11 protein-coding genes are annotated in these 13,519 nt (G+C 67.8%); 6 read left to right on the top strand and 5 right to left on the bottom strand.

The annotated features are described in order from the left end of the window. The coding region (locus tag ACLP9N_RS29230; protein ID WP_442410633.1) for an ATP-binding protein at nt 1-1,124 on the bottom strand (1,124 nt) is incomplete at its 3' end. A 149-nt stretch (nt 1,125-1,273) separates the two neighbouring features. Between ACLP9N_RS29230 and ACLP9N_RS29235 the strand changes: the two genes are divergently transcribed. The 5 genes from ACLP9N_RS29235 (at nt 1,274) to ACLP9N_RS29255 (ending at nt 5,661) form a co-directional block, all read left to right on the top strand. Then, the gene (locus ACLP9N_RS29235) at nt 1,274-2,071 is read left to right on the top strand and encodes an ABC transporter permease (protein ID WP_442410643.1); all 798 of its coding nucleotides are present in this window, start codon (nt 1,274-1,276) and stop codon (nt 2,069-2,071) included. Nucleotides 2,072-2,077: 6 nt separating this feature from the next. Continuing rightward, on the top strand, nt 2,078-3,196 hold the full coding sequence (locus tag ACLP9N_RS29240) for a sulfate/molybdate ABC transporter ATP-binding protein (RefSeq protein WP_442410634.1): 1,119 nt from the start codon (nt 2,078-2,080) through the stop codon (nt 3,194-3,196). A 106-nt stretch (nt 3,197-3,302) separates the two neighbouring features. Further along, nucleotides 3,303-4,280, top strand: coding sequence for an alanine and proline-rich secreted protein Apa (locus ACLP9N_RS29245; protein ID WP_442410635.1), 978 nt, complete (start codon nt 3,303-3,305; stop codon nt 4,278-4,280). Nucleotides 4,281-4,310: 30 nt separating this feature from the next. Next, nucleotides 4,311-4,610, top strand: a complete 300-nt coding sequence (locus ACLP9N_RS29250; RefSeq protein WP_442410636.1) for a GlsB/YeaQ/YmgE family stress response membrane protein — start codon at nt 4,311-4,313, stop codon at nt 4,608-4,610. Between the two features lie 22 nt (nt 4,611-4,632). Then, a complete protein-coding gene (locus tag ACLP9N_RS29255) occupies nt 4,633-5,661 on the top strand; it encodes a zinc-binding alcohol dehydrogenase family protein (RefSeq protein ID WP_442410637.1) in 1,029 nt (342 codons plus the stop codon). Nucleotides 5,662-5,667: 6 nt separating this feature from the next. On the opposite strand, the gene ACLP9N_RS29260 is transcribed toward ACLP9N_RS29255, so the two are convergent. The 4 genes from ACLP9N_RS29260 to ACLP9N_RS29275 all read right to left on the bottom strand — a co-directional run bounded on the left by ACLP9N_RS29260 (nt 5,668) and on the right by ACLP9N_RS29275 (nt 10,549). After that, the gene (locus ACLP9N_RS29260) at nt 5,668-6,435 is read right to left on the bottom strand and encodes a CPBP family intramembrane glutamic endopeptidase (protein ID WP_442410638.1); all 768 of its coding nucleotides are present in this window, start codon (nt 6,433-6,435) and stop codon (nt 5,668-5,670) included. A 35-nt stretch (nt 6,436-6,470) separates the two neighbouring features. Continuing rightward, on the bottom strand, nt 6,471-7,145 hold the full coding sequence (locus ACLP9N_RS29265) for an MOSC domain-containing protein (RefSeq protein ID WP_442410639.1): 675 nt from the start codon (nt 7,143-7,145) through the stop codon (nt 6,471-6,473). A gap of 115 nt (nt 7,146-7,260) precedes the next feature. After that, nucleotides 7,261-9,654, bottom strand: coding sequence for a phosphoketolase family protein (locus tag ACLP9N_RS29270; protein ID WP_442410640.1), 2,394 nt, complete (start codon nt 9,652-9,654; stop codon nt 7,261-7,263). 46 nt (nt 9,655-9,700) lie between these two features. After that, on the bottom strand, nt 9,701-10,549 hold the full coding sequence (locus ACLP9N_RS29275; RefSeq protein WP_442410641.1) for an SDR family oxidoreductase: 849 nt from the start codon (nt 10,547-10,549) through the stop codon (nt 9,701-9,703). A gap of 123 nt (nt 10,550-10,672) precedes the next feature. Here ACLP9N_RS29275 and ACLP9N_RS29280 point away from each other — a divergent pair, with 123 nt between their 5' ends. Then, nucleotides 10,673-13,279, top strand: a complete 2,607-nt coding sequence (locus ACLP9N_RS29280; RefSeq protein ID WP_442410642.1) for a flavin-containing monooxygenase — start codon at nt 10,673-10,675, stop codon at nt 13,277-13,279. Nucleotides 13,280-13,519 lie beyond the last annotated feature (240 nt).

The raw sequence follows: 13,519 nt of genomic DNA on the forward strand, positions 1-13,519 counted from the left end.
ATCCCGTCCAGGCGGCGGCAGATCTCCACCACCGCAGCCCCGTCGTCGGCGTTGCTCAACGCGAAGCGCGAGGCAACGCTCCGGGCGCGTTCAACAAACAGTTCCACCGCTGCCGAGTCGATGCCCGCCCCCACGTCCAGCGAGGGCACCAGCCACAGTTGTTCGTCGGCGACGCCCAACCCTTCGCGGCTGGTGGCCAGGATCTTCACCGTCGCCGAGTGCGCGAGGATGGCCTCGACCAGATCGGCGGCGGCGTCGCGCACATGCTCGCAGTTGTCAAACACCAACAACCGCACCCTGCCCTCCAGCGCGGCGGCCACGCTCTCGGCCACACTCCGGCCGGGTTGTTGGGTGATGCCCAGCACGACAGCCACCGCGTCGGGCACCGCGGCCCGATCGCTGACCGCAGCCAGCTCGAAAAACCACACCCCGTCCGGGAATTCGTCGACCAGCCGCCCCGCCACTTCCAGCGCCAGCCGGGTCTTACCGACCCCACCCACCCCGGTCAACGTGACCAACCGATGAGCCTTCACCGCGGCTTGCACCTCGCCGGCCTCGGACTCGCGCCCGATCAAGCTCGTGAGCGCAGGGCGCAGATTCCCCGGACTCACATCCAGCGCCCGCAACGGCGGAAAATCCGTGCGCAACCCTGCCGCTCGGACCTGAAACACACCGATTGGGGTCGGCAGGTCCCGCAGCCGCCGCGGCCCCAAATCCACCAGATCGACGCCGCTGATCAACACCGCCGTCGAATCGGCCAGCAGGACCTGACCGCCGTGCCCGGCGGCCATCACCCGCGCCGCGCGATTGAGCACCGCACCGAAGTAATCCGCCCCCCGCAATTCGGCTTCGCCGGTCGCGATCCCCATCCGCACCGGCAACTCCAGCGCCCGCTGCGCGGCCACCGCGGCATCAACCGCTGACCTCGGCGAGGCGAACGCGGCACACACCCCGTCACCAGTGTGCTTAAATAACCAGCCGCCGTGCCCCTCGATCGCCGCACGCAACACCTCGTCGTGTGCGGCCAGCGCCACCCGCATCCCATCCGCGTCGGCCTCCCACCGACGGGTCGAACCCTCAACGTCGGTGAACAGAAACGTCACGACACCCGAAGGAGCGGGCACCTCTGCAGAATCTCACAACAGACGCGCTCCGAACTCGCACATCGGCGGAAACTACCGCGCCGAGCACAGCTCTCCTAGCCGATTCGCAACTCGCCCAGCGCTAGGTTGAGGCGGTGTGTATCTCCCGACCATGGTTAGGGGGTGTACGTATTAGCGAGCGTTGCACGGACCTGCCCCGCTGGGTGTATGCGCCCGCCGCCGTGGGGACGCTCTTCGTGGTGCTGCCGCTGCTGGCGATTGCGATCAAGGTTGACTGGCCGAATTTCTGGTCGCTGATCACCAGCGCTTCGTCGAAGACGGCACTGTGGCTGAGCCTGAAGACCGCCGCGGCCAGCACCGCGCTGTGCGTGCTGCTCGGGGTTCCGATGGCGCTGGTGCTGGCGCGCAGCCGTGCGCGGGTGGTGCGGTTGCTGCGACCGCTGATCCTGCTGCCGCTGGTGCTGCCGCCGGTGGTGGGCGGCATCGCGTTGCTCTATGCGTTCGGCCGGCTCGGACTGATCGGGCAGTACCTCGAAGCCGCCGGTCTCAGCATCGCGTTCAGCACCACCGCCGTGGTGTTGGCGCAGACCTTCGTCTCATTGCCGTTCCTGGTGATTTCCCTCGAGGGTGCCGCCCGCACCACGGGCGCCGACTACGAAGTGGTGGCAGCGACGCTCGGCGCGCGGCCCAGCACGGTCTGGTGGCGGGTCACCCTCCCGCTGCTGGTGCCGGGCCTGGTGTCGGGGGCGGTGCTAGCATTCGCACGCTCACTGGGCGAGTTCGGCGCGACGCTGACGTTCGCCGGTTCCCGGCAGGGGGTCACTCGCACCCTGCCGCTGGAGATCTACCTGCAGCGGGTGACCGACGCGAATGCGGCTGTGGCCCTGTCGATCCTGCTGGTGGCGGTGGCGGCGCTGGTGGTGCTCGGTCTGGGTGCGCGTAGGCTGACCGGGACCGACGCGAGGTAGCCGGCGATGACCGAATTGCGGCTTCGCGCGGTCGTGACAGACCGCCAGCTGGACGTGGAGTTCTCGGTGTCCGCGGGGGAGGTGCTGGCCGTGCTCGGGCCCAACGGCGCGGGCAAGTCCACCGCACTGCACGTCATCGCCGGGCTGGTCACCCCCGACGCGGGCCTGGTGCGCCTGGGCGACAGGGTGCTGACCGATACCGACGCCGGGGTGAACGTGGCGACGCACGACCGCCGCGTCGGGCTGCTGCTGCAGGATCCGTTGCTTTTCCCGCACCTGAGCGTCGCCGCCAATGTGGCATTCGGACCGCACAGCCGGCACCGGATGTGTCGCTTGTTCGGGTCCGCACGCAGCAAGGACAAGGCGCTCGCGCTGCGCTGGCTGCGCGAGGTCGATGCCGAGCAGTTCGCCGACCGCAAACCGCGCCAGCTGTCGGGCGGTCAAGCCCAGCGGGTGGCGATCGCGCGGGCGTTGGCGGCCGCACCCGACGTGCTGCTGCTCGACGAGCCGCTGACCGGCCTCGACGTCGCCGCAGCCGCGGCGATCCGGGCCGTGCTACGCACCGTGGTCAGCCGCAGCGGCTGCGCCGTCATCCTGATAACCCACGACCTCCTGGACGTATTCACCCTGGCCGATCGGGTGCTGGTGCTCGAGTCGGGGAAGATCTCCGAGATCGGCCCGGTCGCCGATGTGCTGACCGCACCGCGCAGTCATTTCGGTGCCCGTATCGCCGGCATCAATCTGGTCAACGGCACCATCGGGCCGGATGGCTCGCTGCGCGCCGGGTCGGGTGTCCATTGGTACGGCACCCCGGCGCACGAGCTCGGCGAAACGGTCACCGATGGGCAGGACGCGGTCGCGGTGTTCGCGCCGACGGCGGTGGCCGTCTACCGGGACGCGCCGCACGGCAGCCCACGCAACACGGTCGAGCAGACCGTCGCGGAGCTGGACACCCGAGGACCCGCGGTTCTGGTGCGCGGCCCCGAGCAGCCCGACGGCGCGCCGGGCCTGGCCGCGGAAATCACCGTCGACGCCGCCGCGGAGCTGCGGCTGACGCCCGGGGAGCGGGTGTGGTTCAGCGTCAAAGCCCTCGAAGTGGCGCTGTACCCGGCGCCGCACCGCTGAGCCGCGGCGCCGCGCGACGGGTTGCGCTCCGGCAAACCCGAAAACCCCACCACATCGTCCGCAAGGCACCCTTGCGTCACAGCCGTAACACGGTAGGTTCGTCGCCATGGACCAGGTGATCCCGAGCTCAACGCGGCGTAAGGGACTATGGGCGACGCTGGCGATTACAGCGGTGACCAGCGCCAGCGCCGTCACGATCGCGTTACCGGCGACCTCGAAGGCCGATCCGGTACCCGCGCCGCCGACCACCACCGCGGCCGCACCCGCCCCGGCCTCGCCCGGTGCCCCGGGCGCACCACCAGCCCAACCGGGTGACCCCAATGCTGCGCCGCCGCCACCGGTCGATCCGAATGCGCCGCCCCCGCCCGTCGTCGACCCGAACGCCGGTCGCGTCACCAATGCCGTCGGTGGGTTCAGCTTCGTCGTCCCCCCCGGGTGGGTGGAGTCCGACGCTTCTCACCTCGACTACGGCTCGGCGCTGCTCAGCAAGACGACCGGGCAGCCGCCGATGCCCGGGCAGCCGCCGCCGGTAGCCAACGACACCCGCGTCGTGCTGGGGCGGCTGGACCAAAAGCTTTACGCCAGTGCCGAAGCCAACGACGCCAAGGCCGCGGTCCGGCTTGGCTCGGACATGGGTGAATTCTTCATGCCGTACCCCGGCATGCGGATCAACCAGGACAGCACCCCGCTCAACGCCAACGGGATATCCGGCAGCGCGTCGTACTACGAGGTCAAGTTCAGCGATCCGGCCAAGCCGAACGGCCAGATCTGGACGGGCGTGATCGGCGCGCCGGCGACCAACGCCAGCCCACCCCAGCGCTGGTTTGTGGTGTGGCTCGGGACCGCGAACGACCCGGTGGACAAGGGCGCGGCCAAGGCTCTCGCCGAGTCGATCCAGCCCTGGAACCCGCCGGCGGCCCCGGCTCCCGCTCCAGGAGCTCCGGCGCCGGGCGCTCCGGCCCCGGGTGCACCCGCTCCAGAGGCGCCGGGTGCACCGGCTCCTGCTCCGGCGCCGGGCCAGGCCCCCGCCGGAGAAGTCACCCCGACGCCCACACCCACGCCACAGCAGACCTTGCCCGCTTAGACCGCAGTTCCGGGGGTTAAGGAGACCCGTATGGATGTCATGGCAGCTACCGAATACCTTGCCCGCTCAACGACGCTGACCAGCGTCGGCTGGATCGGCTACATCATCATCGGGGGTATCGCGGGCTGGATCGCCGGCAAGATCGTCAAAGGCGGCGGATCCGGGATCCTGATGAACATCGTGATCGGCATCGTGGGCGCGCTGATCGGCGGCTTCTTACTGAGCTTTTTCGTCGACACCGCCGCCGGCGGTTTCTGGTTCACCTTGTTCACCGCCATCCTGGGCTCGGTGATCCTGCTCTGGGTGGTCGGCATGGTGCGCAGGACCTAACCGTCCGCGGCATGATGGGGTGATGGCCGCGGCGGCGAACACCAAAAGCATGACCGCGTGGCGGGTGCGCCGGCCCGGTCCCATGAAAACTGGCCCGCTCGAGCGGGTTACCGCCGACGTGCCGCGTCCAGGGCCGTCCGAGCTGCTGGTGGCCGTGCATGCGTGCGGGGTGTGCCGCACGGACCTGCACGTCACCGAGGGCGATCTGCCCGTCCACCGCGAACGGGTCACCCCGGGTCATGAGGTGGTGGGGGAGGTCATCGAAGTCGGTGGTGAGGCCGGTGACGGGTTCAGCGTGGGGGACCGCGTCGGCATCGCGTGGCTTCGCCACACCTGCGGCGTATGCAAGTACTGCCGTCGAGGCAATGAGAACCTGTGTCCGGAGTCCCGCTACACCGGCTGGGACGCTGACGGCGGATACGCCGAATTCGCCACGGTCCCTGCGGCGTTCGCGCACCACCTACCGAGCGGCTACAGCGACAGCGAGCTCGCGCCGTTGTTGTGCGCCGGCATCATTGGCTACCGGTCGCTGCTGCGCGCCCAGCTACCACCCGGTGGGCGGTTGGGCCTCTACGGCTTTGGCGGCAGCGCCCACATCACCGCGCAGGTCGCATTGGCGCAGGGCGCCGAGGTGCACGTGATGACCCGCGGAGCCGAGGCGCGCGAGCTGGCGCTGGAACTCGGCGCCGCGTCGGCGCAAGGCGCCGCCGATCCGCCGCCGGTGCCGCTGGACGCCGCGATCCTATTCGCCCCGGTCGGTGATCTGGTGCTGCCCGCGCTGGAGGCGCTGGACCGTGGCGGGACATTGGCAATCGCCGGGATTCACCTGTCCGATATCCCGCCCCTGAACTACCAGCGTCACTTGTTCCAGGAGCGTCAGATCCGGTCGGTGACGTCGAACACCCGCGCCGATGCGCGCGAGTTCCTCGACTTTGCGGCCAACCATCACATCGAGGTCACCACGCCGGAATACCCGCTCGGACAAGCCGACCGCGCGCTGACCGACCTCAGCGAAGGGCGCATCGCCGGCGCGGCGGTGCTGCTGGTGTGACCAGCCTCAGGCCAGGTGCCAAACCAGGGCGGCGGCCAGCGCGCCCATCCCGTTCAGTGACCAATGCAACGCAATTGGCGCGATCAGGCTGCCGCTGCGCCGGCGCAGCCAGCTGAAGACAAATCCGGCTGCCCCGGTGGCCAGCACCGCCATCGTGACCCCGGCCAGCATCCCGACGACGCCGCCGCCGAACAGCCGGGTGAAGCCGACGTTGCCGCTCGTCAGGCCCAACGACGTCGCGACGTGCCAAAGGCCGAACAGCAGCGAACCCGCCAGCGCGACACCGCGAAATCCCCAGGCTCGATTCAGGGTGCCGTGCAGCACGCCGCGAAAGGCCAGCTCCTCGGGGATGACGGTTTGCAGCGGAATGATGACCATCGAGGCGATCAGCGCGCCGGAAATCGTCGCGTAGTGATGGTTCAGGAACATCGGCCGAGTCATCGGCAGCAGCACGCCGACCGCGATGACCGAGCCCACGACGGTCACGGCGGCCAGTGCATAACCCAGCCCGGACTTCCAATGTTCGCGGCCCAGGCCCAGCTCGGCCCAGTCCAGACCGTTGCACCGCACCAGGATCACCAACCCGACGGCGGCGGCCGGCACGGTGGCGACGCTCGCCCACGGCGTGGTGAAGTGCGCGATCAGGTTCGTCAGGACCAGCACGACGACGACGAACGCGATATCGACATAGATGCGGAACCGGTGCAGCGCCGAGAGCTGCGACACCAGCGGGTGGGTGTCAGCGGCTTCAGTCGCAGTGGTCGCGTCGAGCATTCGGCAAGTTTACCCGCAGACCGCGGGCGACCCGCTCACTCCGCGTTCGATGCGACGCGGCGGCGCGCGTACTCCTTGAGCTCTGCCGACAGCCCGTCCGCCACCAACAGCCGGGGAAGCAGCTCCGGTTCGGACATTCGGGCGCGAAAGACCAGACCGATGGTCACGTCGTGACCGGGGCGGTGATCGATTGTGATCGCGTCGCCGGCGCGCACGGTTCCGGGCGAAATCACCCGTAAGTAGGCGCCGGGTTTACCCGCCTGGATGAAGGTTTTGATCCAGTGGTTCAAATTCAGGAATGCCTGGAACGTCCGGCACGGGGTCCGGGGCGCGGAGACTTCCAGTAGCAAGCCGTCGGCGCCGATGCGCCAACGTTCACCGATCCGCGCCGCAGTCACATCGATGCCCGAGGTGGTCAGATTCTCGCCGAAGTTTCCGTTGGCGAGTGTGCGCTTGAGTTGAATCTCCCAAGCGTCTAGGTCTTCGCGCGCATAGACGTAGACGGCCTGGTCGTCACCGCCGTGGAACTTCTGGTTGCCGATGGTGTCGCCGACCAGTCCACTGCCCACACCACCGTGCATCGGCCCGGGTGCCCGCACCATGATCGGCTCGGTGGCCGCCACTTTGTCGATGCCCGTCACCTTCGATAGCGCGTGCGGATCCGGATTCGTTCGCACTCGAGCCAGGTTGACCGACAGAACACTCGCCACGGTCTCCACCGTAGTGCCAATGTTTCCTACACACGAGTCCGCGGTGACGGCGCCGAAGCTGCGCTGACGGTCAGCGAAACCACCGCCGGAGCGCCGTGGACGCTGACTCGATGACCTACCCGCGGGCCTCCCACGTCCAGTTGGCGATCTGCGGGTCGTCCTCGCCGTGCTCGCGGGTGTAGCGGCGCGCGGCCAGCCGCGCATCCACCATTCGCTGACGTAGCACGGCGGCCCGGCTGGCCAGCCCGTCCACCCGGTCGACGACGTCCATGACCAGGTGGAAGCGGTCGAGGTCGTTGAGCATCACCATGTCGAACGGCGTCGTCGTGGTGCCGCGTTCCTTGAATCCGCGCACATGGAGTCGAGCGTGACCGGCGCGGCGGTAGGTGAGCCGGTGGATCAGCCACGGGTAGCCGTGGTAGGCGAAGATGATCGGCTTGTCGCGGGTGAACAGCGCGTCGAATTCCTTGTCGGGCAACCCATGTGGGTGCTCGGAGTCCGGCTGCAGGCGCATCAGGTCGACAACGTTGACCACCCGCACCCGCAGGTCGGGCAGCTCGCGGCGCAGGATGTCGGCGGCGGCCAGCGTCTCCAGCGTCGGGACGTCCCCGGCGCAGGCCAGCACCACATCGGGCTCAGCCCGCTCAGATCCGGCGGTGCTGGCCCACTGCCAGATGCCCAGCCCCCGGGTGCAGTGCAGGATCGCGTCACCCATCGACAGGTAGGACAGCGCGGGCTGCTTGCCGGCGACGATGATGTTGATGTAGTCGCGGCTGCGCAGGCAGTGGTCGGCCACCGATAGCAACGTGTTGCCGTCCGGCGGCAGATAGACCCGTACCACCTCGGCACGCTTGTTGACGGCCACGTCGATGAACCCGGGATCTTGATGCGATGCGCCGTTGTGGTCCTGTCGCCACACATGCGAGCTCAGCAGGTAGTTCAGCGACGCGATCGGCCGCCGCCAGGCCAGCTCGCGGCTGGTGGACAGCCATTTGGCGTGCTGATTGAACATCGAGTCGACGATGTGCACGAACGCCTCGTAGCAGTTGAACAGGCCGTGACGCCCGCTCAGCAGGTAGCCCTCCAGCCAGCCCTGGCACAGGTGTTCGGAGAGCACCTCCATGACGCGGCCGTCGGGGGCCAGGTGATCATCGTCGGGCGTGGTCTGGGATAGCCAGACCCTGTCGGTCGACTCGAATACGGCCGACAGCCGGTTGGAGGCGGTCTCGTCGGGACCCATAAGGCGGAAGCGGTCGACGTTGCGGGTGATCACGTCCCGCAGAAAGGTTCCCAACACACGGGTGGCCTCATGGGTCGTGACGGCTGGTTCGGCCACCTCCACCGCGTAGTTGCGGAAGTCCGGCAGGTCCAGTTCGCGCAACAACAGGCCGCCGTTGGCGTGCGGGTTGGCGCTCATCCGCCGGTCACCGGCGGGCGCGAGCGCTCGCAGTTCCGGCCACAGCGCGCCGTTTTCGTCGAACAGCTCCGAGGGCCGGTAGCTGCGCAGCCACTCTTCGAGCTGCGCACGGTGCTCTGGGTTCTCGTGCGTCTCGGCAAGCGGAACCTGGTGTGAGCGCCAGGTGCCCTCAACGTGCTTGCCGTCCACCACCTTCGGTCCAGTCCAGCCTTTCGGAGTGCGCAGCACGATCATCGGCCACACCGGCCGCTCGGTCTGATCCGAATCGCGCGCCGCGCGCTGAATAGCCGCGATGTCGTCGAACACGTCGTCCAACGCGGCGGCCAGTTGCTGGTGCACGGAGGCCGGGTCGTCTCCGGCGACCGTGATCGGCCGGTAGCCGTAACCGCGCAACAGCGATTCCAGTTCGGCGTGCGGGATGCGGGCCAGGACGGTCGGATTCGCGATCTTGTATCCGTTGAGATGCAGGATCGGCAACACCGCGCCGTCGACGGCCGGGTTGAGGAACTTGTTTGAGTGCCAGCCGGCCGCCAGCGGTCCGGTCTCGGCCTCGCCGTCGCCGATGACACACGCGACCACCAGGTCGGGGTTGTCAAAGGCGGCGCCGTAAGCATGCACCAGGGCGTAACCGAGTTCACCGCCTTCGTGGATGGACCCCGGCGTCTGGGCGGCGACGTGGCTGGGTATGCCGCCCGGAAAGGAGAACTGGCGGAACAGCTTTCGCATCCCGTCGGTGTTTTCGCCGATTCCCGTGTACACCTCGCTGTAGGTGCCTTCCAGATAGGCGTTGGCCACCAGTCCCGGGCCGCCGTGACCGGGCCCGGTGACGTAGATGACATTGGCGTCGCGGGCGCGGATGATCCGGTTCAGATGCGCGTAGATGAGGTTGAGCCCGGGCGTGGTGCCCCAGTGTCCCAGCAGCCGGGGTTTGACGTGCTGGGCCGACAGCGGTTCGGCCAGCAGTGGGTTGTCCAGCAGATAGATCTGCCCGACCGACAGGTAGTTGGCAGCGCGCCAGTACGCGTCGATGAGGGCCAGTTCGTCGTCGGAAAGGATTGCCGGAGCAGTCGTCGTTGCGGTTTCGGGGCTCATTCGTCTGATTGTCCGCGCCCGCGGTGAACGGCGCGCTGCGCGCTGCTTACTCTTCGCCCCGGGCCCGAGCCTCGTACGCCTTGCGCTTCTCGACGTCGACGTCGTTGGTGAAGACGTGCTCGCCGCCCAGCGCTCGGTTCAGCCCCTCGGCCAGCGCGCGGGGCATGAACCGCTGCGACACGACCATCGCGCCGGCCGCCTTGGTGACCCGCACCTTCGGCTTGGGGTGGACCACCAGCCCGACAATCGCATCGGCGATATCGGTGGGCTCGGCGTTCTTGAAACCCTTGGCCCCGTGGGTGCCCGCGGTGAGTTCCGTGTTGACGAACGTCGGCAACACCGCCGAGAACTTCACACCGGCCGCGCGGTACTCCAGCCTCGCCGAGTCGGTGAACGCGACCACCGCGTGCTTGCTGGCGCAGTAGGTGGCCAGCCCGACGGCGTAGAGCTCTCCGGCCAGCGACGCGACGTTGATGACGTGCCCGGATCCGCGGGGAACCATGCGCTGGGCCGCCAGCTTGCTGCCCAGGATCACGCCGTAGACGTTGATGTCCAGAATGCGCCGGGTGACCGCGTCCGGTTCGTCGATGATCCGGCCGACGGGCATGATGCCGGCGTTGTTGACCAGGACGTCGATCGGGCCGAGCTGGCGCTCCACCTGGTCGAGGAAATCCGAAAATGACTCCCGGTCGGTGACATCGAGTTTGCCGTAGACGTCGAGCCCGAGCTCGCCGCCCGATTCCTTCACCTTGGCCTCGTCGACGTCGCCGATCGCGACCTTGGCGCCCAAATTGTGCAGTGCGGTCGCGGTGGCCAATCCGATTCCGCGCGCGCCGCCAGTGATCACGATGACTTTGCCGCGGACCTTGACGCCGATCGATGCCGTGTCTGCCATTCGGTTAGCACAGCACTCGACGTCGTGCCGCGCAAATAGGCCCGGTGTGCGGCGCACCGGTCAGAAGATATGAAGTATTGCGGTACTCAAGACAGCGGATCGGCGCGGCGTGATGATCAGTCGATGACCGATACAGCCAGGGCAGACCGGCCGATGCCGGACGTCGACGTCGTCGTTGTAGGCGCAGGTATCGCGGGCCTGTATCTCGCCTACCGCCTGAGCCGCGCCGGATACCGATTGCGCGTGTTCGAAGCGGGCGACGACCTCGGCGGCACGTGGTACTGGAATCGGTATCCGGGTGCGCGGGTCGACGTGCCCAGCGTCGACTACATGCTCAGCTTCGATCCCGACTGGCAGCGGGACTGGCAATGGTCGGAGAAGTACGCCACCCAGCCGGAGATCCTGCGCTATCTGAACCACGTCGCCGACAAGCACGACCTGCGGCGCCACCTCACCTTCTCGACGCGAGTGCAGCAGGCACGCTGGGACGACGACGCATCGCTATGGCACGTCAGCACCGACCGCGGCGACGAGGTCACCTCCCGTTTCGTCGTGATGGCCACAGGTTGTCTGTCCATGCCCAAGCAAGCCGAGGTCGACGGGCTCGAGCGGTTCGCCGGGGAGGTCTACTTCACCAGCCGCTGGCCGCACGAGCCAGTTGATTTCACGGACAAGCGGGTGGCGGTGATCGGCACGGGTTCCTCTGGCGTTCAATCGATTCCGGTCATCGCCCAGGAGGCGCGCGAGCTGGTGGTGTTTCAGCGCACCCCGAATTTCTCGATCCCGGCGCGCAATGGTCCGTTGTCGCCCGAGAAGCTCGCGCAACTGGCGAATGAGGCGGAATACCGCGCGGCGGCGCGGGTGTCGTGGGGCGGCATTCCGGGGGAACGCAGCATCGTCCCGACATTCAGCGTCTCGGAGTCCGAACGACAAGAACGCTTTGAGCACGCCTGGGAGGGTGGCCTGCTGTTCGAGACGTTCACCGTTTTCGCCGATGTGCTGAGCAATCCCGCGGCCAACCACGAGTTCGCCGAGTTCTTCCGCAACAAGATCCGCTCCATCGTCGACGATCCGCAGACGGCGGCCGATCTCTGCCCAACCGATCACCCCATCGGGACGAAACGGCCCTGCCTGGACACGAACTATTACGCCACCTACAACCTGCCGCACGTGCGCCTGGTCAACGTCCGGAAACATCCGATCCGACAGGTCACGGAAACCGGCATCGACACCGCCGACGAGTCATTCACCTTCGACGCGATCGTCTTCGCCACCGGTTTCGACGCCGTGACGGGTGCGATAACGGCCGTCGACTTCAGGGGCCGTAACGACTTGTCGCTGAAGGACAAATGGGCGAACGGGCCGCACACCTACCTCGGCTTGACCACGGTCGGCTTTCCCAATCTGTTTTTCATCACCGGTCCCGGGAGCCCCTCGGTGCTGTCGAACATGGCCGTGTCGATCGAACAGCACGCGGACTGGGTGCTCGACTGCCTCGGTCACCTGAGCGCATCCGGTTTCGATGTCATCGAGCCCACCGAAATGGCCGAGGCCGGGTGGACGCAACACGTCAACGACTGCGCCGACATCACCCTCTACCCGGCGGCGAACTCCTGGTACATGGGCGCCAATGTGCCCGGCAAACCACGGGTTTTCCTGCCCTACTGCGCGGGCGTCGACTTCTACCACCTCAGCTGCGACGACGTGGTCGCCCGCGATTACCTCGGCTTCACGCTGTCTGGTTCCAACGGCTCACGGTGCAACGACGGAGTGGTCCGCCGGTTGCAACCGGACGTCGAGATGATCCTCAACGAGGCGGCGGCGCTGAATCTGCCGCCGATGGAATCGATGCCCGTGGCAGATGCCCGCGCGTTGTACACACAGATGTCGGTGGCTTTACGGCCGGGGCCGGATGTCGGCGAGATCGTTGACGGTGCGCTGCCCGGCGCCACAGGCGATTTGGCGTACCGGCTGTACCGACCGCCGACCCCGGGCCCGCACCCGATCGTCGTGTACTTCCATGGCGGCGGCTACGTTCTGGGCGACGCCATCGCGGATGATCCGCTGTGCCGGGACCTTTGCGTGCGCAGCGACGCGGTCGTCATCTCGGCGGACTACCGCCACGCGCCCGAGCACCGATTCCCCGCGGCGGTCGATGACGCCGTGGCCGCGGTGCAATGGGTCGCCGACAACGCCCAGGCGCTCGGCGGCAGACCGGGGCAGCTCGCGGTGTGTGGCTGGAGTGCGGGCGGCGGGCTTGCGGCGGTGGTATGCCGGTTGGCGCGGGACCTGGGCGGACCGAACATCGTCGGGCAGGTGTTGTTGACGCCGTGCACGTCCGGCGACACGGCGCGCGCATCCTTCGCCGAGAATGCGGACGGCTATGGGCTCACGACGCCGCTGGTCAAGTGGTTCTACGACCACTACATCGACGTGGCGGATCGAAGCGATCCCCGCTTCGCACCCTTACGTGCCGTCGACCTGTCCGGGCTGCCGCCGGCCGTGGTGGTGACGGCCGAGTTCGATCCCCTGCGCGACGACGGTGCGGCCTACGCCGGCGCGCTCAAAGCCGCCGGTGTCCCGACGGAGTATGTCCGCGCGCGCGGCCACACCCACCAGTCGCTGGCGATGGTGGACGTGGTCATCTCAGGCGCACAGATACGCGCACGGATGGGGGAAGCGTTGCGCCGCTTCTTTGTGGCGACGCGCACGCCCGAACCTGCTTCCTGAGAGTGCTGCCGCGTCACCAAATAGACCACATATGAGGGTCTCAAAAGATAGTCGCAGCTCGGTGCCACCAGCGCCGCGAAAGCGGAGGGTGTGTGGCATTTGGTGGCGCGCTACCTAGGACGCTGCTGATGTAGTGCCCTCTGCGGGGCGGGTTGCCGGTGTGGTTGGTGTGCCCGAAGTGGTGTGTGGTGGACGGCATTGTTGGTCGAGGTGCTGGTACTGCCTGGCGGTCGGGTCCGG

It is taken from the genome of Mycobacterium sp. (genome assembly GCF_052144515.1).
GTDB lineage: Bacteria > Actinomycetota > Actinomycetes > Mycobacteriales > Mycobacteriaceae > Mycobacterium.